Raw genomic sequence first — 25,583 nt, 5'->3', positions numbered from 1 at the left:
CATGATAAATAAAATTCTCTACGTTCTCCTCCTATTTTCATTTCTTTCCTGTGATACAAAGAAAGAATTTTCACAAAATCTATCGCTCGAAATTCTATGTTATACATTGGCTGCCTGCAATGGACAGACTCCTTCACGAATCGGAATGGTGGGTGATAGTTGGACGGACTTACTTGCTGGTTATCCTTTCGTAGAGACACTCAGAGTGCAATTGGAAAAGTACCATGGTTACCAGGTTGTAGGTGCTACATTAGGAGGCCGAACCCTGCAAGATGCCATCAACCAAGGCCTTCATTACCAAGTCATAGATCAAGCTGGCCCACAAATAAGTGTTATATTTCTATCCTTAGGTGGAAATGATCTCTTAACGGATGTAAATCTATATTTTAATCGAGTGGATGCTGAGAGATCCAAGAGAATTGCACTCCTAAAGACACAGTTGAAAAATATGGTGGATACAGGAAATGCATATAAAATCAGTAAATATGGCGGAAACACTTTAAAATGGGTTATACATGGTTACGACTATTCCAATCCATTTATGCCTCAACTATCACCTACGATCACCTATGGTTGCAAGGCTTCATTTACGAATGCCGGATTTACGGAATCCGAAGTTCCAAGTATTACTCAAGGGACACTAGATCAGTTCAACGCAATGTTAAAAAAAATGAGCACGGAAGATACAAACTTTATTTATCTAGATCTACGTAGAACTTTGGGAGGCCCGCCTATTTCAGCCTCAGTCAATATGTTGGACTGCATCCATCCCAATGATCTAGGCTTCCGTATCTTAGGTAATCAAATCAGTACCTTTATTTCTCCGATCACAGGAGTTACCAAATGAAAGTTAGGATTTTTTTTGCGATTCTATCTGTATCCTCCCTTTCGAGTCTTTATGCGCAGTCCAGTGGATTTTCGCACCCCCTGCAAGTTGAACCGATTACAACTTATAACAAAATAAAAATCCAATACGGTTTTTGGGATAAACGCATATTAGGTGTTTATGAAGAAAATCGGAACATTCATTTTGAAGGAGAGTACAAGTTTTGGAGCAATTTTTCTATTCTAGGAAGTTTTGGTAGGAGTCGCTACTCAATCACAGACACAAAACCTGAGGTATCTTGGGATCGTTTACAAATAGGAATCAAATATGCAAAATCCTGGGATCTAGGTGGCGGACAGTTTGTTCTCGGGGGTGGCATCCGAGCTTTTGACCAAAAAAGAAATGCTGAAATCCGAGAACGTGAAAACCCAGACTACTACCAAATTCGTCCCAATATTGGAATAGGTTATATGTATGGGAGGTTTCAAATTCTATCTGAACTTCGATTCCAAACAGAAACAAATCGTAGATTTCGTGAATCTGAGCTAGAGGAATTTCGTAGATATTACCAATTAGGCATCGCCCCGTCCTTTGCCATTTCTGACTCCCTGCGAATTTTTTCTGAATTGGAATACCGAGAACCCTTCAACAAAACTGTCGATACAAAAACTCGTTTTGCAAATTTATACCCAGGGCTAAGTTTCCAAACAGAAACGTACGGAGCCTTTGCTTTCTCTCTGCAAGTACCTCTATTAAATAAAGACGAAAATTCGATGGATCGCGGTTGGCGATTTTCCTATTTCTATTTCTTCGATACTGTACCGAAAGAAGCGCCGCCAGAAAAACCAAACACACCTACATCCAAAGATGAAAAGACTGAAGATAAAGAAAATAAAGATAAGGAAAGTACAGTAGAAACACAATGATCAGAATAGGGTTCAGTCTATTGTGTATCTTTCTTTTTCGTTGTATTTCCGTACAAAATGGTTTTCCCTCGAACACAATTCTCTACAACAAAGGAATAGATGGGGTATATGCAAAATCGGCAAGTAGCAAGGATAACTTTCGAGTCGGAGAAAGTTGTATTCAATCGTATCTTGGTTTAGTATCCTTTGGCGACGGTAGTGCTGAACTTGCAAAAAACCGAGCAGGGATAAAAGAAATTACTTCTATCCAAAGGTCTCTCAAAACACAGTTTCTAATATTGCAAGAATACTGCACCCAAGTCTATGGATTATGACTGAAGAGTTTGATAAACTAGCTGAATTTTCAAAGCAATTGAAGTCAGGCGAGTTATACGAAAGTCTCGTTCATAAACTAGAAGAATTCCATAGAGAGAAAAAGGGGCAGAAACGAAATAAGGATATAGATTTGATCCAAATGCAAATTGAAAAGAAAGAAGAGCAAATCCAGAAATTGCTTGGTGACTTGATACGGCTTCAAAACCAGCTCTCCGATGCTCTAGATAAGGAATTACGTGCTTAAACAGCTCCCTTTCGCTCTATTCATTTTTTTTCTAAACTGTGCGTCCAATTTACACGGACCACAGGGATTGCTCTACACAAACCAGAGGATGAGTTTACAGGCTGAATCACAGGATTCCCCAAAGGAAGGAAAATCCTGCACATTTAGTTACCTGGGAATTTTAGCCTTGGGGGATGCAAGCATTGGCAGGGCGAAACTAGACGGTAACATAGACAAGGTCTATGGAATAGACCAAAGCACAGTTCAATTTTTAGGATTGTATGCAAAAGTTTGCACCATAGTTAAAGGAAATTAGTCGTTAATAGATATGTAAAGAAATGAGCCTACCCATGATAAAAAGAGCGATCCACTTTTTACTGCTCATTTCCACTTGCACCTGCACCCCAAAGCCAGAACCCTTACTGCTTGGTATCATAGCATTGCCAACGACCGCAACTGGTCCTTTCCAAGTCACATCTTCTGTACCGGCAAACCAAGCAACAGGTGTCAGCGTTTCCTCAAATATTGTCGTGACATTCAATAAATCTATCGATGTAAGTTCAATTAACTCAAATATTGCTTTCTCCCAACCTGCGAGCAATTCTATCTCAAGCTTAAATGCTTCTGCCAACAATCTAACATTGACTGTTCGACCAAATGTAAACTTCAATAGTGGGGCAAGTTATACAATAACAATCAGGTCTGCTTTCAAGGCAAATACAGGGGAAACTTTAGGTAGCGATTATCCGATTCAATTTACAACGGAATGAACCAAGAAGAGAATAGAGGGCCATCGAAGATGACCCCCTTCATAAATCTTATTTAAAAAGTGAAAGGAGAACCCCACCTTTTAAAACAAAGAATTCTGCGAACACGAGAGAAGTGATCGCCATTAATTTGATCAAGATGTTGATAGATGGTCCGGAGGTATCTTTGAAAGGATCACCTACAGTATCACCTACTACAGCTGCTTTATGTTTGTCAGAACCTTTTCCACCAGCTGTTTTCTCGATATATTTTTTTGCATTATCCCATGCTCCACCAGAATTAGCCATGGAGATCGCAAGTACTACACCTGAAACCAAAGCACCAGCTAACAGACCAGCTAAGGATTTAACACCGAAAAGATACCCAACTACGATTGGGCTTAAGAGCACAAGCATACCTGGAGGAATCATTTCTCGAAGAGCAGCAGAAGTAGAAATATCAACACATTTTGCATACTCCGGTTTTGCTTTTCCTTCCATTAGCCCTGGTATTTCTTTGAATTGTCTTCGTACCTCTTTGACCATATCGAGAGCTGCTTTACCAACTGATTTCATGGTCATAGCAGAGAAAATAAAAGGAAGCATTGCTCCAAAGAGTAGACCACCAAACACCCATGGATCCAAAAGCTCGATAGACGTAAGATCTATTGCTCCTTCGCCAAGGGACTTTGAAGTAGCCTGTGTTCTCGTAATAAACGCGGCAAAAAGTGCAAGTGAGGTGAGTGCAGCAGAACCAATTGCAAATCCCTTTCCGACGGCAGCTGTTGTATTTCCTGCAGCATCCAGATTGTCTGTACGATCCCGCACTTCCTTTCCTAATTCTGCCATTTCAGCTATACCACCTGCGTTATCCGATACGGGTCCATAAGCATCTATCGTAAGTCCGATAGCAATTGTAGAAATCATCCCAATGGCAGCTACAGCAATTCCATACATACCAGCGATGATATTGGAAACGACGATTACAATTACCAAAAGCACAACGGGAATAACCGACGATTTGTAACCTAATGCCAAACCATAGATGATATTTGTTGCAGCGCCAGTTTCACAAGCATCTGCGACTTCTCGTACTGGTTTGTATGAATGAGATGTGAAAATTTCTGTGATCCAGCCAATAAACATACCGGCAAACAGACCTAAGGCGACAGAAATATATACATTCCATTTTGTGATCGTTTGTTCAGCAATCTGGAAACTATCGACCATAAAAATATCTGTCACAAAATAGAGTGCAATTGCAACTAACACAGTAGAAATCCAGAGTTGTAATTTTAAGGCGGATTCAACATTGCCATTTTCTTTGACGCGAGCGAAAAAGGAGGTTATCAAAGAAGCTGGGATGCCTACTGCAGAGATTAAAAGTGGGTAGAGGAGTGCGGCTGAGTTGTCAGCTAATGCCGATGCAGTGGCTCCAATGACAAGAGCCGCGCATGTCGCTTCCGCCGCAGAACCGAATAAATCGGCCCCCATACCTGCGATGTCTCCAACGTTGTCACCTACGTTATCCGCAATGGTTGCAGGATTTCTAGGATCATCTTCAGGTATGCCCTTTTCGACCTTTCCCACAAGGTCAGCACCAACGTCGGCTGCCTTGGTATAAATCCCACCACCAACTCGACCAAAGAGAGCTACAGACGAACCTCCCAGACCAAAACCTGCAAGAGATTCCATCAGAATATGTTTTTCGACTCCAGTGTTCAATCCTACGAATGCCATGAAAAGTCCGATCAAACCCAAAACTGCGAGTCCAATCAGTCCAAATCCCATAACAGCCCCAGAATCGTAGGCAACGCGGAATGCTGCCGATAGAGATGTTTTTGCCGCCTGTGCGGTTCGAACATTTCCTGCCGTTGCGATCTTCATACCAATAAAGCCAGAAAGACAAGAGATCAAGGCACCTGATATAAAGGCTACTGCCGTATACAAGCCTTCGTTAAAATCTGTTTTGGGATTGTCTAGAAGAAGGAAAATGAGTATGGTCATAAATCCTATGAATAGGAGTATTACCCGGTATTCTCTAAGTAAAAATGCCATGGCGCCTTCGGCGATGGCAGACGCGATTTGATTCAATCGATTGTTTTGTTCCACATTGCCGCCCTCTGCGCCAACTTTGATGCGAACAACCCTGCTAGCGTAGAAAATCGCCGTGACAATGGATAGAATTGCCATGACAATGATAATCAGCTCTGCATTCATGAAGATCCTCTTTTGGAATGGAAATTTTGATTTTCTAAGATATTTTAGAAGAAGACCGATGAGAATCCTTAGATGAACTCACGGTCTAGGAGAATATGCATTTGGCTCGTTCTATTAACAAGCCTATTTCCATGGAATCTAGGAATTTCTTCTGAACCGATCATTCCAGCCAAGGTCCTTTTCACTTACGACCACCTATTGGATGTTGCAGAACAAAAAATTGAAATTGAATTACCCAATCAGGCCTTTTCTTTTTTAGCAAAGGCGAAAGAAATCAAACCTGAACTAGATTCACGTTTTCACAATATCACAGGAAATGCCCACTGGAAGTTGGGTAATTATTATGAGGCCATTTCTGCCTACGAACAATCGATTGCATTGGATGGAAAACAAAACGCACTTCTACTGAAAATTGCTGATTTTTATGATAAAGAAAGAAAGCCAGCTTTAGCTTTGAAGTTTACAGAACTCTACTTAAAGAATGCACCCACCGATAAAGCCAGATTGTTTAGAGCTGCGATTCTTAGTCGTCGCTCAGGCAAAGAGGATGTCTATCTATCTTACATTAGGTTATTGGAGAGTGACAAATCATTTGCCTCCGAAGAAGAGGCCTTACAGACTTCTTTGGCAAGAAATCTTAAGCTTAAAAAATGGAAGGAAGCTGAAGAATTAAGTCTACGATATCTTCCATTTTTCCCAAGAGTAGAAGGTATGTATGAAACTCTCATTATCGCTCGGAGAGGGAAAAAATCTCCTCTATTAGAAGAAGCTTATATGTTTGCTTGTGTTGCATTTAAGGAAGAAACACGATACTTTGTTCGTTATGGAGTCTACCTTCAAGAACAGGAAAGATACCTAGAAGCACTTTCTATGTTTCGAAGAGCTTTTTACCAGGCATTGAAATACAATGTCCAATCTGACTGGGGGGAATTTCTTTTCCTTCTGAGACAGACTTACACAAAACTTGGTTGGGTCGAAGATGCACTGGCCATGGATGTTTTGGTTTCTGATATAAAAAATAAAATGAATCTTCGCGATCAGGATGTACAAAACCATCTCAATACATACCGAAAAAATCGCGAATATCTTTTGTTTGGTGTATACTGGTTTAAAGATAAGGATGCTATTTTAGCAGATGAATATCGAAAATTATTGAGAGAAAGGGACGAAGAGACCTCTGAGAAAGAATTTCTCTTTGTCATAGGCCCCTTCGCCGTCGATCGTATGGAGTTTTAATTGTTATGGTACTTCTTTTTATCGTCTATCAGGTTCCCCACTACCGTTGGATCTGCTAAGGTAGAAATATCACCCAAGGTATCAAATTCATTGCAGGCAATCTTACGCAAGATTCGACGCATGATTTTTCCTGATCTTGTTTTTGGCAATCCAGGAGCCCAGTGGATAACATCTGGTCTTGCGATTTTACCGATCATCCTTTCTACAATCTCAACCAATTCTTTTTTAAGTTGGTCATTGGTCTGAACGCCTTGCTTGACTGTTACATATGCGTAGATACCTTGCCCTTTAATATCATGTGGGTATCCAACAACTGCAGCCTCGGCAATGGACTTGTGTTCTACCAAGGCACTTTCTACTTCTGCTGATCCGATTCTATGCCCAGACACATTGATCACATCATCAACGCGGCCAGTAATTCTAATGTATCCATCCTTATCTCGGATGGCACCGTCACCAGTGAAGTAATAGCCTTTGAATTGGGAAAAATATGTATCATAGAATCGTTTCGGATCCCCATAAACACCTCGCATCATAGACGGCCATGGAGAGGCAATGCAAAGATTTCCAGATACTTCCCCTTTCCCTTTGATCTCTTTCCCATCTTGGTCCACTAATACTGGTTTTATGCCGAAAAATGGAAGTCCTGCAGCACCAGGTTTTTGTGCTATTGCTCCCGGTAAGCCAGTGATCATAATGGAACCTGTTTCGGTCTGCCACCAAGTATCCACAATGGGACATTTCCCTTTTCCGATATGTTTATGATACCATTCCCAGGCCTCGGGATTGATAGGCTCGCCAACTGATCCTAATAGTCGCAATGATTTCAGAGATCTTTTCTGGACATGCTCTAAACTTTCTCGCATTAGGGCACGAATTGCAGTAGGAGCTGTATAAAAAACTGTGACAGAATATTTATCTATAACATCCCAAAATCTACCGTGGTCAGGGTAACTAGGTACGCCTTCAAACATGAGAGTTGTTGCACCGTTTGAGAGAGGACCGTACAAAATGTAACTATGGCCTGTCACCCAACCAATATCTGCGGTACACCAAAATGTATCAGTCGATTTATAATCGAATATCGCATGAAAAGTTAAGTTAGCTCCCAACAAATAACCAGCAGTTGTATGCAAAACACCTTTAGGTTTGCCAGTTGAACCCGAGGTATACAAAATGAATAGCGGATCTTCCGAATCCATTGCAACAGGCGCAAAAAAACTGGGAAGCTCTGGATCTTTCATTAAGTAATGATACCAATGGTCTCTACCTTCTTTAAAATGAAGAGTCGCTTCATCACCAGTTCTTCTAACGACAACAACATCCTCGATCTTTACTTTTGTCATTTCAAGGGCAGCATCAACATTTGCTTTCAAAGGGATTTGTTTTCCACCTCTGTAGCCACCATCTGAAGTAATGATTAAACTAGGTTTTGAATCTTCGATCCGTCCTAAAAGTGCCTCAGGCGAAAACCCTCCAAACACCACAGAGTGGATCGCTCCAATCCTTGTGCAGGCTAGGGTTACAATAGCCAATTCTGGAATCATGGGTAGATAGATAAGAACTCGGTCACCCTTTTTTACTTTTAGTTTCTTTAGAACGGATGCAAATTTATTCACTTCTCGGTAAAGATCATAGTAAGTTAATACTTTGCTTTCGTCTGGATTATCCCCTTCCCATATAATGGCTGCTTTATTTTTTGCCTCTGTATGGATATGACGGTCCAAACAGTTTGCGGAAACATTTAATTTTCCTCCAGCAAACCAAGTAGTCTTTGCATTTTTAAAATCATGGTTTAAAACTTTATTCCACTTTTTAATCCATGTTAGGCGTTTTGCCTGTTCTGCCCAAAATTTTTCAGGTTTATCTATAGATTCTTGGTAGAGCTTCTTGTAAGCTTTTTGGTCAATGTTTGCTTTTTTCTTAAACTCGGTGGACGGGGAAACCACTCTTTCTTTTGCCATAAGGGACTCCTTACGGCAATATTTGAATGCGAAAAGAAACTTTGTCGAGTCGGATTCTTAGCTCCTAGCCTTTAGTGGGAGCCTGTCCGGATCAAATCCAAAAATTCACTGCGAGTTGTTGCATCTGTTTTGAAAAGGCCAAGTAGACTAGAAGTAAACAATTCAGAGTTCTGTTTTTCTACGCCTCTCATCATCATACAGAGATGCTTTGCTTTGATTACAACGCCAACTCCCAGTGGATCGAGAGTCTCCTGAATCGCCTGCGCGATTTGGTCCGTTAATCTCTCTTGCACCTGCAATCGACGGGCAAATACATCGACTATCCTTGGAATTTTACTAATTCCTATGATTTTTTTATTTGGAATGTAAGCAACATGTGCTCTACCAAAGAACGGAAGCAAATGGTGTTCACAAAGGGAATACAATTCAATATCCCTTACCAAAACCATGCCAGTCGTACTTTCTTCAAAAATCGCTCCGTTTACAAGCTCATCAATATTTGCTTTGTAACCGCTCGTCAGGAATTCATAAGCCTTTTTGACACGGTTTGGTGTTTTTACCAAACCCTCTCGGTCTGGGTCCTCACCCACTTGCCTTAGAATCTCTTCAATTAAATTTTCCATTCTATACCTTAATGAAGACTAGAGGATGAAGCCACAAACTTGAAATAATGAATGCACTTTTACCACTACTAATTTGACTAGACTGTGTTATAAAAAGGAGACTTCATTCTCTTTTTTTCCATTTTTGTATTTTGAAAGGTGCTTTGATGTTAAAAGTTGGATTCGATGCGCGCATGATAGAGAATTCTGGGATCGGAATCCGCATCCAACACATACTTAAATTTTGGCCTTTGTCAAAAGAAGATGTTCAGCTCTTTATATTTGGAAATGAAAAGGTCCTAAAAAACTACAGCATACCAAATGATGCTAAGGTCATATCCTATGACCCACCTATCTACTCAATCCGAGAAAGTTTCGGACATCCAATGATGAAAGATATGGATCTACTTGAGATTCCTCACTTCAATGTACCCTTGTTATATGTGACAAAATGCCTAGTCACCATTCATGATCTGATCCCCTATCATTTCAAAGTAGCTCACTCCTCTCTAGTCAAACGACTGTATCTAAAGATAATCTTACACAGTGTAAGACTGTTCTCAAAACATGTGATATCCGTATCGGAATATACCAAACAAGATCTCATCCGTACATTTCATTTTAAGCCCAGCAAAGTGACGGTGATCTACAATGGCATCGATCTAAAACAGTTTAAACTCACCTCAAGTCAGAATCTAAATGAGTTTAAGGAAAAATACAAATTGCCAGAAATTTATTTCCTATCGGTTGGCATTCCGAAAGTTCACAAAAACTTTGAATTCTTACTGCGTTCACTCAATGCTATGTGGAAAGACAGGCTTACCGACATTCCCTTAGTGATTGCTGGCATGAAGGGTAAAATTCCTGACGAATGGAAAGCGATTGTGGAGGAACACCCGCATAGATATTTTTTTTTCCCGCAAATTGCATACGAAGATTTGGCAAAACTTTACCAAGGAGCAAAACTATTTCTCTATCCAACATTACTTGAAGGTTTCGGCTTCCCAGCTTTAGAGGCGCAAGCTGTAGGAACTCCTGTTCTTTGTTCCAATTCTTCCGTTTTACCTGAGATCTTAAAACAAAGCGCTGTGTATTTTTCGCCAACCAACGAGGAAGAATTTAAAAAAGCCGTTCTCTTGCTCTTAGAAGACTCCAAAACTTTGGAGAAACTTTCCCAACTGGGACTCGAAAATGCGAAATCCTTTACGTGGGATAGGGCAATCCGGAAACTCGAAAGCCTCTACCAATCTAATTTTCTGGCAGATTGAGGTGAAAAAGTACTTGAAGCAAACTCATTAATATAGAGACTGATTCTCAGAAACAAGATGATTAAGTGTCACTGTGCAGAGGTCTATTTCGACCAAATTTTGGAAGAAGTTCGCTTGAGCCAACGCCCGGTTCTGGAAGTCGCGCAGACTATGGGTGCTGCAGAAACTTGTACTGCTTGTGTGAAGGATATGCTACAATATATCCAGGACCATCTCGAGGAATTCACACTTGTCGGAAATTCAGCTCATCAACCATCAGCTTTTTGATACAATATTAAACCAGGCTCTGGCATCTCCCAGAAAACGAAGGAACCACAACTTCCACCAACTAACAGAAGTCTACCAACGATTCCTGAATGTGCTTACCAAAGATACTTTCATCGCTGTTCACAGGCATCTCTTAGACCCGAAACCTGAAACGTTTGTTATTTTGCAGGGAAAGGTAGGATTCTTAATCTTCAACGAGGATGGATCAATAAAAGAGAAACATTGCCTTAGTTCTGAAGGACCTGTCGTTGGGATTGATATACAAGCAGGTGTTTGGCACAATTTAATTTGTCTATCCAATTATGCCATCTGTTTTGAAGGAAAGTCAGGTCCCTACGATCCTAACATTGATAAAGAATTTCATCCCTCGTATCCAAACGAAGGTGATCCTGATCAAGATATTCAACTCAAACAATGGAAAGATCTCTTTTAAGGCCTCTCTGTTCTCTACTTTGGATGGTTCCCTTCATCGGAAACTGCCAATCCCTTCCGCGTTTTGTTCCAGTAACAGAACACAATAAGGAAGTAATACAAATAAACACTGATGAAAGAACTTTTTATTACTATGTTCCAAAGCAGATAGCAGGTCGAAGATATTCTCTTCTCTTTTTACTACATGGTGGAGGAGGCACAGGAGATGGAATGATCTATCTGACAAGGATTTCTGATTACGCCGAAGAACAAGGGTTTATCGCGGTATTCCCAGAGGGAATCGGTAATCGGTGGAATGATGGAAGAAATGTAAAGACATCACTTACCGACCAAAGAAATACGGATGATGTCTATTTTTTAAAATCTTTAGCCCTTCTTTTTCAAGCAAGATACCCAATCGATGAAAAGCGCATTCATATTGCTGGAATCTCCAACGGGGGGTTTATGACTCAACGTGTTTTATGTGAAGCAAATGATATTTTTGTTTCGGGATTTTCTGTAGCCGCAAACACCTCTCTGAATCTAAGTAAGTTTTGTCAGGTAAACCATCCCGTATCCATTGGTTTTATCTTTGGAAAACGTGATGATGTAGTTCCCTACGATGGAGGGGAAGTCAAAATTCCTTATCAAGAGGGTGGGACAACAAAACGCTTAGCAGGCGGCGAAACCATTTCTTTTCAAGATTCTATCCTTTTCTGGAAAAAACAATTGCAATGCGAATTTGAAACAAAAAAGAGACTCCCCAAAATGAATCGCTTCTGGGGACAGGAAATTCGATTTGAAAGTTTTATTAACCGAGTCACGAATTCTAAAGTGCATTCTTATTTGATTGAGGAGGGAGGTCATATTTGGCCTCATGGATTTTACTATGTCTCTGAAAAAAACTATGGATATTTTTCTGATGATCTAGATGCCACCAAACATATTTTAAAATTTTTCTCAGAAACAGCCCGCGAGCAACCCGAGGTTAACTAATGTTTTATTCTGAAATTAGAAGTGAATCCAAATCATTTTCAACTCTTGAAGTAGGGAGTGGTGAGCCAGTTTTATTTTTACATGGCTTTCCAGACAATTTTAAAACATTCACACAAATCCTCGAACCTATTTCGCGATCAGGCTATCATTGTGTGGCGCCAGCAATGAGAGGATATGAACCAAACACAATCTCTCATTGGTCGAAATTGCATATCAATGATCTTATGGTGGACGTTTTGAACTGGATGGAAAGTCGAAATTGGGAAAAAGTACATTTAGTAGGACATAACTGGGGTGCAATCGTGGCATATGCTTGTGGTATTTATTACCCAAGTCGTTTTGCATCTATCACTAGCATAGGAGTCCCTTTGTTAAAAAATTATCAGGAAATATTGCTTTGGGCACCGCAACAATCCGTATATTCTTGGTATTTACTTTTATTTCAAATTCCATTATTCGCTGAATTAACAGTTAGATCAAATGATTTTGGATTAGTAGATTATTTATGGAAGGAATGGTCACCTGATCTAAACGCAAACCAAGAGCATATAGCAGAAATTAAATCAACATTTCAAAATCCTGGCGTTCTTTCGTCTGCTCTTGCTTATTATCGAAATTTGAATGATATACTTACCGATTCCGGAAGGGAGAGTCTATTGGCCATAATTGATGCAGTCGTAGGTTCTCCCACGCAGATGCTCTATGGTTTAAATGATGGATGTTTCCATCGAAATCTATTCGAGCAGATTGTAAAGGAAGGAGATTTTAGTAGAGGTCTTCGGAAGCGAGGCTATGACCACTGCGGTCATTTTCTACACTGGGAAAAACCTGATGAAATCATTCAGGATATTATTTTTTGGTTAGCTAAACATAAGATTTAGGATTTTATCGTATAATAGAGATAGGAGATGTTTATGTTTCAAAATATGGGTGTATATGATCGTTTAGGTCGAGTTATCGTTGGATTGGTTTTAGGAGGCTTATACTTCGCGGGCGTTTTACAAGGTACCGTTGCGATTGTCCTAGCCGTTGTTGCGGTTGTTTTGATCGGAACATCTGCCGTCGGATTTTGCCCTGCCTATTTACCGTTTAAGTTTTCAACAAAAACTAAATCTTAATCATTCTAATTCTAAGCCTTTGCCTTCGCGGATCTTTCCCTTAGGCAAAGGAATCTAATCCCTCACTAGGAGTGCAAGTACTTCGAAATGATGGGTTCTTGGAAAAAAATCCACAAGGACAAGATCTTCTATTTGAAAGCCGAAGGTTTCTAACTCGATCAAATCCCTTTGCAAAGTGGCCGCATTACAACTCGAATAGATTAATTTCTTACATTGGCTTTTGCCAATCGAAGCGTTAATATCTTTGCTCAATCCAGAACGGGGCGGATTTACTATCCAGGTAGAAACCTTCATAAGGGAAACTGGGATAGGGTCTTTGTAAAGATTTGTACAAATATAAGAATATTGTTTAAGATTGTTTGCGCTCGCATTGAGATTGGCAAATTTTATACTCAAAGGATGCGATTCTAATCCTATCAATTTTTCTATATGTTTCTGTGCATACAATCCTATCATTCCGGAGCCACAAAATAACTCTGCAACCATTTCATTCGTGCTTAGGTATGAACAAATTTTATCCAACCAAGGTATCAATAAAAATTGATTAATTTGGGAGAATCCTCCCTTAGGTATGCGAATGATAGTCTCCTTCAAAAAAAATTCCGTCTCTTCCCTATCGTAAATAGAAATTCCCGAGTGAGAAAGTCGAAGCAGGATATCCTTCGTGTGTTTGATTTTATTTTGAATTTCTTTGCTCAGGTTGGATAACAATAAACGCGGATCAACGGTAAGACAGAATTGTGAAGTTCGTGAATCTATGTCATGGCTTCCCTTTTTATAGAATCCAACCTCTTTCTTTTTTTGTTTCCATTGAACATTGTTTCGATAGTGATTTTCGCTGCCCGAAATTAGAGAAAGGGAATCTTTCCATTTTGGAAATCTATCAGCTAACAAAGATTTCTTGATAGTGAGTTCTTCCTGGTAAGAGATATGACGGTAAGAGCATCCGCCACAGCTGAGAAAACTTGGGCAATCAACCGAGATTCGATTCGATTTCGTTTGCTTGAATCTTATGACAGTTCCAAACCATTCCTGTTTTGTGGTTTTATCAATCTTTATGTCTACAATCTCACCTGGAATCCCACCTATCACAAAAATAGTCCGCCCATCCCAATGGCTGATCGTAAAGCCATTTTGAACCCATTTTCCAAGTTCTAGATCTTCTATCACCATTCTTAGAGCCAATTCTTCATTATTCATTTGACAGTGCACTTGTATTTACGAAAACGGATAGGTACCTCTGGAGAAGTGGCTGAGTGGTCTAAAGCAGCGGTCTTGAAAACCGTCGTGGTAATCCCACCGTGGGTTCGAATCCTACCTTCTCCGAGAGCTGGAGACGTGCCTGAGTGGCCGAAAGGAGCGGTTTGCTAAACCGTCGTACGTGTTAAAGCGTACCCAGGGTTCGAATCCCTGCGTCTCCGAAATCATATGAATCGTATAAAACCCTTCCTCAAAACACTGAAACTACGTTGGACAGAGTTTCTGTCCAAAGAGGATTCCTATTCATTTCTAGCTTCTCTGCCACTTTTCTTTTCCTGGTTGCCCATCCTTACCTGGTTTCAAAAATCAAAACTGGTAAGAACCTATTGCCTTTACTCTGCTATTAACACTTGTTTGTTCTTTGTTGTACTTATTTTTGCTCAAATCCTCAGTGGTCTTCCTTATGTTGGGCCAATTCTAGCCACTCTGACCCATTTGGTATTCGTTTTAATTTATCTATCTATTTCGGGATTTTTGATTTACTCTGTTCGGTTGCAGAAAAACCTTGATTTACCGATTATTTCTGAATGGGTTAAGCATTTAGAGACATTCCTTGCGCCCATAGCTCAACTGGATAGAGTATCTGACTACGGATCAGAAGGTTAGAGGTTCAAATCCTCTTGGGCGCGATTCTTGGAAACACAGCTGTTTCTTCTTCGCTATAAAAGTTTAAAAGAGGAGTTTCCAAACGAGATTCCCTCTTTCACACAAATCTATGACTCCTCTGGTAAAATCATATCTGAAAGTTTTAACTCTGTCCAATTAGAACGCGATGCGCGTAAACACAGCGAGATGAAATGCATTGAAGATGCATTACGTGTAAAAAACGAAAAGTACCTAGTCGATGTAACGCTCTACACAAGTCTCGAGCCTTGTTTACAATGTGCTGGGGCGATTTGCAAAACAAAGATTCCTAAGGTCGTTTACTTTCTTCCAGCAAAACGCGGGGAGGGAATCTCTTCCTTATCTTGGGAAAATATCTATCTAATGAATCACTTCCCAAAGCTGATTTGGATCGAAAACCAAAAAATTCTTTCTGATTTTAAGAGCTTTTTCAAAGAGAAAAGGTAGAATTCTATTGACCATTTCTTTTCATGGATGTTCGTAGAACTCATTGGAGAGATGTCAGAGCGGTCTAATGTGCATGCTTGGAAAGCATGTGTGCCAAAAGCACCCCGGGTTCGAATCCCGGTCTCTCCGAAGGTTCAAAAATGTCTGAAAGCCACCAAGTCCTATTCCGGAAATACCGCCCTCAGTTTTTCCAAGATGTAATCTACCAAGATCTAGCGGTCAATTCCCTTACCAACGCTTTCAAAACCAAAAAAATTGGACATGCCTATATCTTTATTGGGCCAAGAGGTGTCGGTAAAACGACGATCGCTCGTATTTTAGCGAAACGATTAAACTGCGAAAACCCCAACGGAGTAGAACCATGTAATGTTTGTTTGTCTTGTCAGGAGATTACTAAAGGTATCTCCAATGATGTTTTTGAGATTGATGCTGCCTCCAACAGTGGGGTCGATAATGTTCGAGACCTTCGCGAGAATGTAAAGTTCAATGCAATGGGTGGAAAGTACCGAGTCTATATTCTCGATGAAGTTCACATGTTAAGCGGAGCAGCGTTCAACGCATTGCTGAAAACATTGGAAGAACCTCCTCCACATGTCGTATTCATTTTAGCAACTACCGAATACCATAAAATTCCTGAAACAATCCTCTCAAGATGCCAAGATTTTACCTTCCGAAAGGTGCCTGTTGCCGTATTACAACAATACATAGAAACTATCGCAAAAAAAGAAAATCTCAAATATGACTCAGAAGGATTATTTTGGATCGCCAAGAAAGGTGATGGCTCCGTACGAGATACCCTTTCTTTCATGGAACAAGCAGTCGTATTTACCGATGGCAACTTAACTGGCATAAAGTTACGTAAAATGATTGGATACCATGGTATTGAGGGATTTAAAGAATTTTTAAATGCACTTCTTGATTCAAGCCAGTCAGCAAATCTCTTTCAAAAACTAGAACATTATTTCGAAGAAGGTTTGGACTTAAATAAATTTCTCTGGGATTTTATTGAATTCCTCAATTCCCTTTTGTTGATTCGGGACAATCTTGCAGAACGCGAATCTATCAACATACCACAGGAAGACCTACAAAATCTAAAAACAGAATATAGGGCTGTAGATCCAGAAGTCATTATCCTTCTATCTGAACGATTATTCCTCGTGCATGAAAAAATGAACCAGATGAAATTGAGGAGTTCATATGAAGTTAAAGTTTACTTAGAAATACAATTTAGAAAACTTTTAATGGAAAGAGAAAAGCCTTCCGTGTCTGGACTTCTCACTAAACTTTCGGAAATAACCAAATTAATCCAAACAGATTTTAACCAAATGGAACCAAGTCATACAAAACAGGAGTCTATTCCTAAGGAAACAATAAAGCCAAAGCCTGATATGGAAAAATTTATCATGGAAACATTTGCCGCTACTGATGCAGATCCTGATCAATTTAAAAATTTGTAGAGGTAAGTATGGGTATCTTTGACCAGATTAAAAATTTAAAAGAAGTCTACTCCCAAATGGGAAATATCCAAGAAAAACAGGCTGAGCTACAAAAACGACTCTCTACCTTACAAGTAACAGCTTCCTCTGGGGCTGGTATGGTAGAAGTAACTGCAAATGCAGAAGGTACTATTGTAAATATAAAAATCAATCCAGTTGTGTTTGTTCCTAGTGAGCAAAAGTTAGTGGAGGATTTGATTCTATCTGCAACCAATGAAGCACTTAGAAAAGCCAAAGAAGCAATGGCTTACGAAATGAAGAATGTTTTTGGATTCAATCCAAAAGACTTTGAATCTATGTTCCAACAAAACCAATAGGCTGTTACTTTTTTGAGCGAGAATCAATTTCAAAAGTTAGTTTCCTCATTTTCCTCCTTACCAGGAATAGGAAAAAAAAGCGCAACACGTATTGCTTTCCATATGCTTAGAATGGACCATTCCTCATTCCAACATTGGATACAAAGCATTAGTGAAGCCAGGGAAAGTTTACAATTTTGCCAAGTATGCGGAAGTTTGACAGAGGAACCAATTTGTGATATATGTACGTCTGAAAAACGGGATGCATCTATCATATGCGTAGTAGAACAACCAGAAGACATTTTCTTTATCGAAAATACAAAAGAATACTTTGGTAAATACCATGTTCTCAATGGTGCAATAAGCCCTTTGGATGGCATCGGTCCTGACCAACTACGCATCAAAGAACTTTTAAAGAGAATCGAGCAATCGAGCGTCACTGAAGTACTCATTGCTACAAACCCGACCTTAGAGGGTGACGCAACTGCATCTTACTTATCTAATTTAATAAAAGCTTACCACATAAAGGTTTCGAGAATTGCTCACGGAATCACAATAGGCGGAACGATAGAATACTCTGACCAATACACTTTAGGCAAAGCAATCAAATCACGACTAACAATTTAAAACCTATGCTCCAGAGTTACGAAGGCTTCCCTCAATATCCTTCCATATTTGGAATCTAATAAAACAAATAAAGCATCACCAGCTACGTAATATCCTGACCTAAACACAATTTGAAAATCGGAAGTAACATTATATCGAATATTAAAGTTATATTCCATACCAAGATAAGTGGAAGTTTTGTATCCCGCCCATTCTGAAAACTCACGATTGATTCTTATCTCCGGAGATTTTGTAGCCCAAAGCTGGTAGTAACCAAAAGTAAATTGATAGGGACCAAAAGCGATCAAGTTGGCAAAGGCTCCATATTCATTTAGTCCAGAAAAACTGGATCCATTGAAAAGAGCATAGCCACCTGTGAAGTCTGTTGCAATGTTCGAGATAGAAAATCCCGGTGCTAAAGTCCGATAACCATTGCCTTTTAAATTTGCTTCTAAACCATTTTCGTCATAACCTGGCCTACCTGTCGTACCTAAAGCTATCAAATTAAAATTTAATTGGTCACTATAGCGATATGTAAATTGGAAGTCATACATTCCACCTTTTATGTAATGTCTACTTCTCGTATTATAGACTGTTAGACCATTGGTATCTGTGATAGATTTTAACTTTCGAACTGTTCCTGTATTGAGAATACCATGGACGATAAAGGAGAATGACTGGAAATTAAATTCGTTGAAAAGACCATACCAACCTAAACGAGCGGTTTCATTATCTGTTTTATCATTGTCATCCAAAAGGTAAGCATAAAATTCATTTCGGATATTTCGAAAGTATTCTATTTTCATACGATTATAAAAGATATTTGAATTCTGATAATTTTTATCAGCAAAGCCATTCTTATCGACATCCAGAAAGCTCTGGTCTCTTGCCCGAAGAACGCCAACATCCCATACCAATCGAAGAAATTGAAAATTTTTGACTATGCTAACCCCTGTTCCAGTAGAGAAGAGTACTCTACCTTGAGGGGACGAAAAAAGTTGCTGGCCTACTTTGATGAAAAGTGCCTGTTCTGGAATACGAAAGTTCAAATACAGAAAGTTAGTTTGCACATTGACTGCTGCAGTTCTGCCTCTTTCCCCACCCGAACCAGGTCCAATGATCCCCGGATCAAATCCATCTGGACCCGTTGCACGTAAGCCTTTTCCACCAAAGGGAATATCTCCAACTTGCATCCCCCATATTCCCTCTACATATTTGCTGGCCGAGAAACTCATGTTGTATAAAAAACGAGTATCGTAATAGCTAATATCTTCTCTTCTTGGTGTCAATTCAGAGGGCAATCCTAATCGGCGCCTTTCAAGGTCTTTATTTATAGCTTCCGCATCTTGTGCCTGTCTAGATAAAAATTCTGCTTCTGGATTGGTAACACGGGTAACGGGAGTTTGACGAGTTAATAGAACATCTCTTCCAACATTGGTTCCTCGGACACGAAAAGAACCACTAAAGTTTATATTTGTCTTTTGGGATTCTTCATCATCTGCCCACAAATGAAATGACGTTACAAAAAGAAACAAAATGATAAAACGAGATTTCATTTAGCTTCTTCTTTCTTTACCCATTTATCAGTTTTAAAGTATTTATTGATCAGGCTTTGCATTTTACCTGATCGTTTAAATTCTTTGATAAAAAAATTTAAGTGATAGATAAACTCTACATCTTTCTTGGCGACTGCCATGCTAATATGATCTTCTTGAACCGAACCCATTATAGGTAGATATGTAGCTCTCAAAGAAGGATTCTTTTGTAAGAGAGCCATGATATAATAATAATCAGCAACAAAACAGTTTACATTGTTTTTCTTTAGCTCATTAAAGGCTGCTTCGCTTGTAAAATAGGAATAGATTTGTGCCTTTGGAAATGTTTCCTTTAAGTAGAGATGATTGGAACTATTAGATAAGACTGAGAAAGAAATCCCTGAAACACTTTGCAAATCTAAAAGATTTCGGAATAATTGTACGGTTACAATCTGTCCTTCAGGTTCAGGTGGCAGTGAAGCCCGATTGACAAGTCCTGCAGGTGTAGAAAGTAAATACGGATCAGTAAAATATACATCCTTGAATCTTAAAATTGAACTAGATAAGCCTGCCAAAGCAATTTGAGAATCTCCTCGTTCTAACATTTTCGCATGTTGGTCAAATGTTCGCAAAGGAATCACACGAAGTTCTACATCCAAAAATTCCGCATAAGCTTGCGCAAGTTCTACATCTAAACCTGGGTATTCGGGGTTTGGATTTTCTATGTAAAAGGGATCGTAAAACTCATTTACAGATACTGTTAATACCTTTGTCTTCTTTATCTTATCGATCGTTTGGCTCGTTTGAGACAAAACTGGAAAAGCAAAAAAGAAAAATGGGAATAGGTACCTTAGGATCCGCATCTCAAACTTAGATTGCTTTCTATACAATTTTCCTTTCAAGTAAAAATAGCAAATCCTAGGCTATGGGAAGTCTTTTCTGTTCAATCCACCAATAGAAATTCCGTTCTACGGTTTTTTTTAGAAGATTCATCATCCAACTTGTCACTCACGGGCTGGGTTGAACCTTTTCCCTCAGTCAGAATACGCTTTTCCTCCACACCCTTTCTCGTGAGATAGTCTCTCACGGATTGGGCTCTTTCTCTAGATAGAATCAAATTGTCGTCATGGTTCCCATGAAGGTCCGTATGGCCAACAATCTTCATGCGTACCTTAGGGTTCTCATGCAAATAGTCGACTACCGAATCCAATGGTATCGTTGATTCATTTTTCAACCGTGCCGAACCACGCTCAAAATATATATTCTCCAGACTAACTTTTTTATCTTCCTTGAGTTTAGTTTCAATTTCGTTTGGTTTTCTAGGGATGTAGGCTGCAAAGATATCAAAGGATTGCCCTTCAATTCGACGACAGAAAAGAAATGTTTTTTTCACTTGTTGGTAGATGACATACGCTTCATCAGAGGCTGAGTTTATTTCAGAGCCTAAGTTTTCTATATCAACAAATTGATTCTCTTTCACTTTCGCCATATATATATCAAATCCTCCAAAACCTCCGCTTCGATTGGATGCGAAAAATAAAATTGTACCTTCATCATTGAAGGCCGCAGCAATCGTTGCATTTTCATCATTAATGGGGTTTGGTAAGGGAACCGGTTCAGTCCAGCTATTTCCTTTCCGTTTGGTAATGTAAATCTTTGCGAATTGAGGTTGTCCGAAAGGATAGCGAGTAAACAAAAGAGTATCGCCTAACATATGAGGATTTTCTTCTATCTGGTCAGTGTTGATAGTATTGGGGAGCGGTAGCGGAATAGACCAACGTGTTCCAAGCCATTGCGAGATGTAAATGTCCCTCGAAATGCCTTTACGCCCGTCCGTTAAGGAAACTTCTGTCGCTCCATCTCGATTGGAAGAAAACAGAATCATTTTTCCATCTCTAGTTATAAAGGGGCTTTGGTCATCAAATTCAGAATTGAGTTCTTCTACTTCTTCTGGAAAGGACCATGTATTGTCTTTTTGGAGAGAACTCCTAAAGATCTGCGTGTATAAGGATTCAGCACGCTTAGAATAGAAATACAAAGTCTTTGCATCTGGAGAAAGACTTGGGCCAAATTCTTGAAATCGAGTGTTGATGTTTCCACGAATCGGCTCTATCACAATGCTTGGTTCAGCTGATAGAGAGTAAAAAAGTGAAAAAAAGCAAAGAGCAATGTTTGGGAAAATCTGAACTTTGAGCATCGGAGACCAACCTTCTCTGCTCAAAATTTTTATCTGATGTACGATTTCAATACATCAGGTATTGCGAAGGTACCATCCTCTGTTTGGTAATTTTCAATCACCGCAGCCAGTGTTCTTCCGATTGCAAGTCCAGAACCATTCAGAGTATGTATGAGCAGGTTTTTTCCTTCCTTGCTCTTGTATCGAATTTTTCCTCTTCTTGCTTGATAGTCTTTGAAGTTTGAAACGGAAGATATTTCCATATATCGCCCTAAACCAGGCATCCAAACCTCTATATCGTAGGTTTTACTGGAAGCTGCCGACATGTCTTGGCTACAAAGCAACATTACCCTGTAATGGAGATTGAGTTTTTGAAGGATGGACTCCGCATCAGAGAGCATTTTTTCGTGCTCTGTTTGAGAATCTTCAGGTCGGCAAAACTTTACCAATTCTACTTTTTGGAATTGGTGGACTCGCACGAGACCACGTGTATCCTTCCCGTAAGAGCCTGCTTCTCTACGAAAACAGGAGGTATGGGCGCACATAGAAATTGGTAAATCCTTATCAGCAATGATCTCATCACGGTAATAATTTGTTAGAGGAACTTCAGCAGTCGGGATCAAATTCAATCCATCCTTCTCTAAACGATAAAAATCTTCTGCAAATTTTGGAAGCTGCCCCGTCGCAGTCATGGATTCATCATTAACAAGAACGGGAACCCACATTTCACGATAGCCATTTTCTGTTGTGTGAGTATCCAACATTAAGTTCATCAAAGCGCGCTCTAATTTTGCAGCCAATCCGGAGTATGTATAAAATCTTGCACCGGATAACTTAACTCCTCTCTCAAAATCGAAGATACCCATTGCCTCACCAATTTCAAAATGAGGTTTTACCGGAAACGTAAACGAGTTCTTTTCTCCGAACGTCTTAACTAAGACGTTATCTTTCTCATCCTTTCCAAAAGGAACACTGTCATCCAAGAGATTGGGAAGACCTATGTTGATATCATGTAAAGATTCCTCATAACTTGCCAACTCATCTTCTATAGCTTTGATTCTATCTCCAACCGATTTCATGGATTGAGAAATGGAGGAAATGTCCTCACCTTTAGCTTTAAGAATTCCAATTTCTTTTGATACTTTGTTACGTTCTGCACGTAACTCTTCGGATTCTAATTTTAACTTTCTCTGTCTGGAACTAACTTCAGAAATTTTAGATTCAATGTCTTTGGAATCAAATCCCCTTTTTTGAAGTGTATCTAATAAGACTTCCGGATTCTGCAGTATTCGATTGATATCAAGCATAGTAAGCCTTTCTTGCGATGAATTTTTCAGAGTTTTGCAATAGTTTTGATTCAATGACTTCATTACTCTCTGAACGCAATGAAAACATCTTTTCTAAAATATGAGGTAATTTAGAGGAATCATTTCTCTTTCCTCGAAAAGGTGGTGGAGCAAGGAAAGGTGCATCGGTTTCTATCAAAATGCATTCCAGAGGGATTTGCTTTGCTGCCTCTTGTATCTCAATCGCATTTTTAAAAGCTAAGATGCCCGAAAATGAAATGTAATACCCTAAATCAATAAATCGTTTTGCTGCCTCGAAATCATAGGTAAAACAATGGATGACTCCAAATGCTCTGCCTTTATATTCTTGCAAACCTTCCCAAGTTTCCTGAAAGGCATCCCGAGAATGGATCACAACAGGCAATTTGTATTCGCTGGAAAAATCTAAAAATTTCGAAAGTACATCGCGCTGAGCCTGCTTTTGGTCTGCATTGTGGTAGAGATCCATCCCTATTTCTCCAATCCCCACGAATCGTGGATCACTTAGGCGCGTTTTTGCCAATTGCAGTATTTCATCCGCTTTCGGAAATTCATGGGTTTCGGTTGGATGGCAGCCAATGGTATACACTATCTCTAAGGAATCTGAGGAATAGCTATCAGCGATTTGGATCGCTTTCTCTGAACTAGGCAGGTCTATCCCGATTTGAACGATTTTTCGTAAACCAGCATCCTTCGCTAAGGAGACAGCTTCCCCAATAGCTAGACCTTGTTCCTGTATTATGTCCAAATGACAGTGGGTATCGATCAGAGAATGCGCCATAAGGAGCAGGTTTTGTAAATTCCATGCAGTGAAAATGAAAATTCAATCGAAAGATATAGGGCAAGGGAGAAGTTTTGCAATATCTGACCTTTTTTTGTTAGTTCTATGAATTTGCGCCAGTTTATCAACCTCCAGTTTTACCGTCTGCGTTACAAGATGCAGGAATGGAAATTAAAACTATCGCAACGCTATGAAGATTTGGACAAAAAAGGCCGTGAGAAGCTGACCATCATGGTCATTCCTCATACAGATCGAAAGACAATCAATTTTGTCATTTCTTATAAGACGATTTCCATTTTCATCGGAGTGGTAGTTGTATTGTTAGTAATCAGTGCTGTGAATGTTCTTTCCCATAGTGGCTCAGTGCACCAGCTAACAGAATTAAACCTAACAAATAAAGACTTCATTCGCCAGTCTTCGAAAATGAAGGATGAGGTTAATTCTCTACACGAAACGATCCAATATTACTATGATAAGATTTCAAATCTTTACATAAAATTGGGTGGTGACCCAGCAAGAGTTTCAAAAGGAATGGGTGGTAGTAACCAATTCTTTGCTATGCAAGGAACTCCACAAACCAACATTAGTGAAGAGTCCTTCCGAATCAAAGAAGACATACATAACTTAAAGTTGTCTTCAGAGCTCTCAGATGAGATCATCAAACTCATCAAGAAACGTAAAAATATCATTCGTAATACACCTTCCATCTGGCCTACCAAAGGATACGTTCTATTTCCGTTTGGTAAGTACCTCTCACCCATTACCGGAAAAGAAGAATTCAATCGAGGTTTAGATATTGGTTCCTTTCCAGGGGCTGAAGTCATTGTTACTGCTCCAGGCATTGCCTATGAAACAGGCTTCTCGCCGGCAACAGGCTATTACGTGAAGGTGGCTCACCGATTTGGATGGAAAACCATTTACTCAAACTTGGATCGTATCAAAGTCAAAAAGATGGAAAAGGTTTCAAAAGGAGATGTCATTGGTTATGTTGGCAAAACTCCTGAAAATCCAATCTACCACCTTCACTATGAAGTGCATGTTGGTACGCAAGCCTTGAATCCATTTTCATTCCTAAACCAAATCCAAGAATAATGTCAAAAGAAACACAAGAAGAAGAGTATTTAATCAACAGTGTCATTGGTGAAGGCGCGGAATTCACTGGTGAATTTAAATTCCCAGGTCTCATTCGGATTGACGGAAAATTCCGCGGTGTCCTAGAAACAGAGGGAAAGGTACTTATAGGAAAATCCGGAATCGTCGATACAGATATTAAGGCTAGAGTAGTGGTAGCTGGTGGAGAAATCCGTGGAAATATCTATGCGACAGAGAGAGTAACTCTTCTTTCCAGTTGTAGGCTTGAAGGCGACATCGTAACTCCAAGACTTATCGTAGAGGAAGGCGTTATCTTTCACGGCAAATGCACCATAAATCCTACTCGCTCTTAGTGAGGATCTATGTTCGTTCAATCTGCACCTACCCAAACAAGTTCGTCTACGAACAAAAAAAAACCTAGCGAAGGTAAATCAGTCGCAGAAACGGATCCAGCCAAACAGAGTTTTTTCGAAATTCTTGATAGTATCGTTCCACATACAAATGACAATACAAAAGAACTTAATGAACTTTGGAAAGACCTGCCTGATTTAGAAAGGGCTTTGATCTCATCACAGAACCAAAAAACTCTTTCAGAATATAAAGATCACATCAAACAAATAGCTGAGCTTATCCTGAAAAAGAACCATAAAGTGATGAGGGCTCCTTCCTTAGGCCGCAACGATACTAAGGATATTCGTTATATTAAAGTTCTAGATGAAAAACTAGATCTTTTGGCAAACACAATGTTTTCACCAACAAATTCAGCCTTCTCAATTTTGAAACAAATGGATGAGATCAGAGGTCTATTAATTGACTTAAAAGGTTAA

General features: G+C 39.6%; 28 protein-coding genes and 4 tRNA genes. 23 read left to right on the top strand and 9 right to left on the bottom strand.

Annotated elements, in window-relative coordinates; genetic code table 11:
• The first annotated feature begins 1 nt into the window (after position 1).
• Genes DI060_RS14780 through DI060_RS14755 form a run of 6 tightly spaced genes read left to right on the top strand, consistent with a single transcriptional unit; the run spans position 2 to position 3,060 of the window.
• Positions 2 to 847 carry an SGNH/GDSL hydrolase family protein gene (locus DI060_RS14780; RefSeq protein ID WP_108977716.1) on the top strand — a complete coding sequence of 282 codons (846 nt, stop codon included), beginning with the start codon at positions 2 to 4 and terminating at the stop codon, positions 845 to 847.
• On the top strand, positions 844 to 1,752 hold the full coding sequence (locus tag DI060_RS14775) for a hypothetical protein (RefSeq protein WP_244594431.1): 909 nt from the start codon (positions 844 to 846) through the stop codon (positions 1,750 to 1,752). Before DI060_RS14780 ends, DI060_RS14775 begins: the two co-directional genes overlap by 4 nt.
• On the top strand, positions 1,749 to 2,066 hold the full coding sequence (locus DI060_RS14770) for a TRL-like family protein (protein WP_108977715.1): 318 nt from the start codon (positions 1,749 to 1,751) through the stop codon (positions 2,064 to 2,066). The genes DI060_RS14775 and DI060_RS14770 overlap by 4 nt, the downstream gene beginning before the upstream one ends.
• Positions 2,063 to 2,311 (top strand): hypothetical protein, encoded by a 249-nt coding sequence (locus DI060_RS14765; protein ID WP_108977714.1) that lies wholly within the window; start codon positions 2,063 to 2,065, stop codon positions 2,309 to 2,311. The genes DI060_RS14770 and DI060_RS14765 overlap by 4 nt, the downstream gene beginning before the upstream one ends.
• Positions 2,304 to 2,606 (top strand): TRL-like family protein, encoded by a 303-nt coding sequence (locus DI060_RS14760; protein ID WP_244594430.1) that lies wholly within the window; start codon positions 2,304 to 2,306, stop codon positions 2,604 to 2,606. Before DI060_RS14765 ends, DI060_RS14760 begins: the two co-directional genes overlap by 8 nt.
• Before the next feature lie 34 nt (positions 2,607 to 2,640).
• Positions 2,641 to 3,060, top strand: coding sequence for an Ig-like domain-containing domain (locus DI060_RS14755; RefSeq protein WP_167837020.1), 420 nt, complete (start codon positions 2,641 to 2,643; stop codon positions 3,058 to 3,060).
• A gap of 48 nt (positions 3,061 to 3,108) precedes the next feature.
• On the opposite strand, the gene DI060_RS14750 is transcribed toward DI060_RS14755, so the two are convergent.
• The gene (locus DI060_RS14750; protein WP_108977712.1) at positions 3,109 to 5,256 is read right to left on the bottom strand and encodes a sodium-translocating pyrophosphatase; all 2,148 of its coding nucleotides are present in this window, start codon (positions 5,254 to 5,256) and stop codon (positions 3,109 to 3,111) included.
• A 72-nt stretch (positions 5,257 to 5,328) separates the two neighbouring features.
• Here DI060_RS14750 and DI060_RS14745 point away from each other — a divergent pair, with 72 nt between their 5' ends.
• Positions 5,329 to 6,492 carry a tetratricopeptide repeat protein gene (locus DI060_RS14745; protein WP_108977711.1) on the top strand — a complete coding sequence of 388 codons (1,164 nt, stop codon included), beginning with the start codon at positions 5,329 to 5,331 and terminating at the stop codon, positions 6,490 to 6,492.
• Here DI060_RS14745 and acs read toward each other — a convergent pair.
• Both acs and folE read right to left on the bottom strand, forming a co-directional pair.
• Positions 6,489 to 8,456 carry an acetate--CoA ligase gene (gene acs / locus DI060_RS14740; protein WP_108977710.1) on the bottom strand — a complete coding sequence of 656 codons (1,968 nt, stop codon included), beginning with the start codon at positions 8,454 to 8,456 and terminating at the stop codon, positions 6,489 to 6,491. The genes DI060_RS14745 and acs overlap by 4 nt on opposite strands.
• 71 nt (positions 8,457 to 8,527) lie before the next feature.
• Positions 8,528 to 9,079 (bottom strand): GTP cyclohydrolase I FolE, encoded by a 552-nt coding sequence (gene folE, locus DI060_RS14735; RefSeq protein WP_108977709.1) that lies wholly within the window; start codon positions 9,077 to 9,079, stop codon positions 8,528 to 8,530.
• 146 nt (positions 9,080 to 9,225) lie between these two features.
• Between folE and DI060_RS14730 the strand changes: the two genes are divergently transcribed.
• The 5 genes from DI060_RS14730 (at position 9,226) to DI060_RS14705 (ending at position 13,118) form a co-directional block, all read left to right on the top strand.
• Complete coding sequence (locus DI060_RS14730; protein WP_244594429.1) at positions 9,226 to 10,326, top strand: glycosyltransferase family 4 protein; 1,101 nt, start codon at positions 9,226 to 9,228, stop codon at positions 10,324 to 10,326.
• A gap of 229 nt (positions 10,327 to 10,555) precedes the next feature.
• Positions 10,556 to 11,026 carry a WbuC family cupin fold metalloprotein gene (locus DI060_RS14720; protein WP_108977707.1) on the top strand — a complete coding sequence of 157 codons (471 nt, stop codon included), beginning with the start codon at positions 10,556 to 10,558 and terminating at the stop codon, positions 11,024 to 11,026.
• Positions 11,008 to 12,000: a CE1 family esterase gene (locus tag DI060_RS14715; protein ID WP_108977706.1), complete on the top strand. Its 993-nt coding sequence runs from the start codon at positions 11,008 to 11,010 to the stop codon at positions 11,998 to 12,000. The genes DI060_RS14720 and DI060_RS14715 overlap by 19 nt, the downstream gene beginning before the upstream one ends.
• Positions 12,000 to 12,881 (top strand): alpha/beta fold hydrolase, encoded by an 882-nt coding sequence (locus DI060_RS14710; RefSeq protein ID WP_108977705.1) that lies wholly within the window; start codon positions 12,000 to 12,002, stop codon positions 12,879 to 12,881. The genes DI060_RS14715 and DI060_RS14710 overlap by 1 nt, the downstream gene beginning before the upstream one ends.
• 33 nt (positions 12,882 to 12,914) lie before the next feature.
• The gene (locus DI060_RS14705) at positions 12,915 to 13,118 is read left to right on the top strand and encodes a YgaP family membrane protein (RefSeq protein WP_108977704.1); all 204 of its coding nucleotides are present in this window, start codon (positions 12,915 to 12,917) and stop codon (positions 13,116 to 13,118) included.
• Positions 13,119 to 13,172: 54 nt separating this feature from the next.
• Here DI060_RS14705 and DI060_RS14700 read toward each other — a convergent pair whose 3' ends face one another.
• Positions 13,173 to 14,318 (bottom strand): class I SAM-dependent RNA methyltransferase, encoded by a 1,146-nt coding sequence (locus DI060_RS14700; RefSeq protein ID WP_108977703.1) that lies wholly within the window; start codon positions 14,316 to 14,318, stop codon positions 13,173 to 13,175.
• A gap of 42 nt (positions 14,319 to 14,360) precedes the next feature.
• Here DI060_RS14700 and DI060_RS14695 point away from each other — a divergent pair.
• The 8 genes from DI060_RS14695 (at position 14,361) to recR (ending at position 17,868) form a co-directional block, all read left to right on the top strand.
• A tRNA-Ser gene (locus tag DI060_RS14695) sits at positions 14,361 to 14,444 on the top strand.
• A gap of 6 nt (positions 14,445 to 14,450) precedes the next feature.
• Positions 14,451 to 14,539: transfer RNA gene (locus tag DI060_RS14690), tRNA-Ser, on the top strand.
• A gap of 394 nt (positions 14,540 to 14,933) precedes the next feature.
• A tRNA-Arg gene (locus DI060_RS14685) sits at positions 14,934 to 15,007 on the top strand.
• A 4-nt stretch (positions 15,008 to 15,011) separates the two neighbouring features.
• A complete protein-coding gene (locus tag DI060_RS14680) occupies positions 15,012 to 15,449 on the top strand; it encodes a nucleoside deaminase (RefSeq protein WP_108977702.1) in 438 nt (145 codons plus the stop codon).
• A 45-nt stretch (positions 15,450 to 15,494) separates the two neighbouring features.
• A tRNA-Ser gene (locus DI060_RS14675) sits at positions 15,495 to 15,578 on the top strand.
• Positions 15,579 to 15,589: 11 nt separating this feature from the next.
• Positions 15,590 to 16,906: a DNA polymerase III subunit gamma/tau gene (gene dnaX, locus DI060_RS14670; RefSeq protein WP_108977701.1), complete on the top strand. Its 1,317-nt coding sequence runs from the start codon at positions 15,590 to 15,592 to the stop codon at positions 16,904 to 16,906.
• A gap of 8 nt (positions 16,907 to 16,914) precedes the next feature.
• Positions 16,915 to 17,262 (top strand): YbaB/EbfC family nucleoid-associated protein, encoded by a 348-nt coding sequence (locus DI060_RS14665; RefSeq protein WP_108977700.1) that lies wholly within the window; start codon positions 16,915 to 16,917, stop codon positions 17,260 to 17,262.
• A gap of 12 nt (positions 17,263 to 17,274) precedes the next feature.
• Positions 17,275 to 17,868, top strand: a complete 594-nt coding sequence (recR, locus tag DI060_RS14660; protein WP_108977699.1) for a recombination mediator RecR — start codon at positions 17,275 to 17,277, stop codon at positions 17,866 to 17,868.
• Here the strand turns inward: recR and DI060_RS14655 are convergent.
• The 5 genes from DI060_RS14655 to DI060_RS14635 form a co-directional block, all read right to left on the bottom strand.
• Positions 17,865 to 19,403 carry a hypothetical protein gene (locus DI060_RS14655; protein WP_108977698.1) on the bottom strand — a complete coding sequence of 513 codons (1,539 nt, stop codon included), beginning with the start codon at positions 19,401 to 19,403 and terminating at the stop codon, positions 17,865 to 17,867. The genes recR and DI060_RS14655 overlap by 4 nt on opposite strands.
• Entirely contained in the window at positions 19,400 to 20,245 is an 846-nt protein-coding gene (locus DI060_RS14650) for a substrate-binding periplasmic protein (RefSeq protein WP_108977697.1), read from the bottom strand. The genes DI060_RS14655 and DI060_RS14650 overlap by 4 nt, the downstream gene beginning before the upstream one ends.
• Before the next feature lie 80 nt (positions 20,246 to 20,325).
• A complete protein-coding gene (locus tag DI060_RS14645; RefSeq protein ID WP_108977696.1) occupies positions 20,326 to 21,579 on the bottom strand; it encodes an OmpA family protein in 1,254 nt (417 codons plus the stop codon).
• Between the two features lie 29 nt (positions 21,580 to 21,608).
• Positions 21,609 to 22,865: a serine--tRNA ligase gene (serS, locus tag DI060_RS14640; protein ID WP_108977695.1), complete on the bottom strand. Its 1,257-nt coding sequence runs from the start codon at positions 22,863 to 22,865 to the stop codon at positions 21,609 to 21,611.
• A complete protein-coding gene (locus DI060_RS14635; protein ID WP_108977694.1) occupies positions 22,858 to 23,664 on the bottom strand; it encodes a TatD family hydrolase in 807 nt (268 codons plus the stop codon). The genes serS and DI060_RS14635 overlap by 8 nt, the downstream gene beginning before the upstream one ends.
• A gap of 105 nt (positions 23,665 to 23,769) precedes the next feature.
• On the opposite strand from DI060_RS14635, the gene DI060_RS14630 reads away from it, so the two are divergent.
• From DI060_RS14630 to DI060_RS14620, 3 genes are read left to right on the top strand one after another with little or no spacing between them, the layout of a single operon-like run.
• Positions 23,770 to 24,756, top strand: coding sequence for a M23 family metallopeptidase (locus DI060_RS14630; protein WP_108977693.1), 987 nt, complete (start codon positions 23,770 to 23,772; stop codon positions 24,754 to 24,756).
• A complete protein-coding gene (locus tag DI060_RS14625) occupies positions 24,756 to 25,109 on the top strand; it encodes a bactofilin family protein (RefSeq protein WP_108977692.1) in 354 nt (117 codons plus the stop codon). The genes DI060_RS14630 and DI060_RS14625 overlap by 1 nt, the downstream gene beginning before the upstream one ends.
• Before the next feature lie 9 nt (positions 25,110 to 25,118).
• A complete protein-coding gene (locus tag DI060_RS14620; RefSeq protein ID WP_108977691.1) occupies positions 25,119 to 25,583 on the top strand; it encodes a YaaR family protein in 465 nt (154 codons plus the stop codon).

Source organism: Leptospira ryugenii, from assembly GCF_003114855.1.
GTDB classification, from domain to species: Bacteria; Spirochaetota; Leptospiria; order Leptospirales; family Leptospiraceae; genus Leptospira_A; species Leptospira_A ryugenii.
The sequence above is the reverse complement of the archived record's forward strand: the minus strand, read 5'-3'. Positions and strand labels throughout refer to the sequence as shown.

Excerpts from the sequence above, each read along its gene's own strand:
- DI060_RS14705 (WP_108977704.1), top strand. The coding sequence starts at position 12,915 with ATGTTTCAAAATATGGGTGTATATGATCGTTTAGGTCGAGTTATCGTT.
- acs (WP_108977710.1), bottom strand. The coding sequence starts at position 8,456 with ATGGCAAAAGAAAGAGTGGTTTCCCCGTCCACCGAGTTTAAGAAAAAA.
- DI060_RS14710 (WP_108977705.1), top strand. The coding sequence starts at position 12,000 with ATGTTTTATTCTGAAATTAGAAGTGAATCCAAATCATTTTCAACTCTT.
- folE (WP_108977709.1), bottom strand. The coding sequence starts at position 9,079 with ATGGAAAATTTAATTGAAGAGATTCTAAGGCAAGTGGGTGAGGACCCA.
- DI060_RS14765 (WP_108977714.1), top strand. The coding sequence starts at position 2,063 with ATGACTGAAGAGTTTGATAAACTAGCTGAATTTTCAAAGCAATTGAAG.
- serS (WP_108977695.1), bottom strand. The coding sequence starts at position 22,865 with ATGCTTGATATCAATCGAATACTGCAGAATCCGGAAGTCTTATTAGAT.
- DI060_RS14645 (WP_108977696.1), bottom strand. The coding sequence starts at position 21,579 with ATGCTCAAAGTTCAGATTTTCCCAAACATTGCTCTTTGCTTTTTTTCA.
- DI060_RS14750 (WP_108977712.1), bottom strand. The coding sequence starts at position 5,256 with ATGAATGCAGAGCTGATTATCATTGTCATGGCAATTCTATCCATTGTC.
- DI060_RS14635 (WP_108977694.1), bottom strand. The coding sequence starts at position 23,664 with ATGGCGCATTCTCTGATCGATACCCACTGTCATTTGGACATAATACAG.
- DI060_RS14655 (WP_108977698.1), bottom strand. The coding sequence starts at position 19,403 with ATGAAATCTCGTTTTATCATTTTGTTTCTTTTTGTAACGTCATTTCAT.
- DI060_RS14650 (WP_108977697.1), bottom strand. The coding sequence starts at position 20,245 with ATGCGGATCCTAAGGTACCTATTCCCATTTTTCTTTTTTGCTTTTCCA.
- DI060_RS14625 (WP_108977692.1), top strand. The coding sequence starts at position 24,756 with ATGTCAAAAGAAACACAAGAAGAAGAGTATTTAATCAACAGTGTCATT.
- DI060_RS14630 (WP_108977693.1), top strand. The coding sequence starts at position 23,770 with ATGAATTTGCGCCAGTTTATCAACCTCCAGTTTTACCGTCTGCGTTAC.
- DI060_RS14730 (WP_244594429.1), top strand. The coding sequence starts at position 9,226 with ATGTTAAAAGTTGGATTCGATGCGCGCATGATAGAGAATTCTGGGATC.
- dnaX (WP_108977701.1), top strand. The coding sequence starts at position 15,590 with ATGTCTGAAAGCCACCAAGTCCTATTCCGGAAATACCGCCCTCAGTTT.
- DI060_RS14620 (WP_108977691.1), top strand. The coding sequence starts at position 25,119 with ATGTTCGTTCAATCTGCACCTACCCAAACAAGTTCGTCTACGAACAAA.
- DI060_RS14715 (WP_108977706.1), top strand. The coding sequence starts at position 11,008 with ATGGAAAGATCTCTTTTAAGGCCTCTCTGTTCTCTACTTTGGATGGTT.
- DI060_RS14770 (WP_108977715.1), top strand. The coding sequence starts at position 1,749 with ATGATCAGAATAGGGTTCAGTCTATTGTGTATCTTTCTTTTTCGTTGT.
- DI060_RS14755 (WP_167837020.1), top strand. The coding sequence starts at position 2,641 with ATGATAAAAAGAGCGATCCACTTTTTACTGCTCATTTCCACTTGCACC.
- DI060_RS14665 (WP_108977700.1), top strand. The coding sequence starts at position 16,915 with ATGGGTATCTTTGACCAGATTAAAAATTTAAAAGAAGTCTACTCCCAA.
- DI060_RS14745 (WP_108977711.1), top strand. The coding sequence starts at position 5,329 with ATGAACTCACGGTCTAGGAGAATATGCATTTGGCTCGTTCTATTAACA.
- DI060_RS14780 (WP_108977716.1), top strand. The coding sequence starts at position 2 with ATGATAAATAAAATTCTCTACGTTCTCCTCCTATTTTCATTTCTTTCC.
- DI060_RS14700 (WP_108977703.1), bottom strand. The coding sequence starts at position 14,318 with ATGAATAATGAAGAATTGGCTCTAAGAATGGTGATAGAAGATCTAGAA.
- DI060_RS14775 (WP_244594431.1), top strand. The coding sequence starts at position 844 with ATGAAAGTTAGGATTTTTTTTGCGATTCTATCTGTATCCTCCCTTTCG.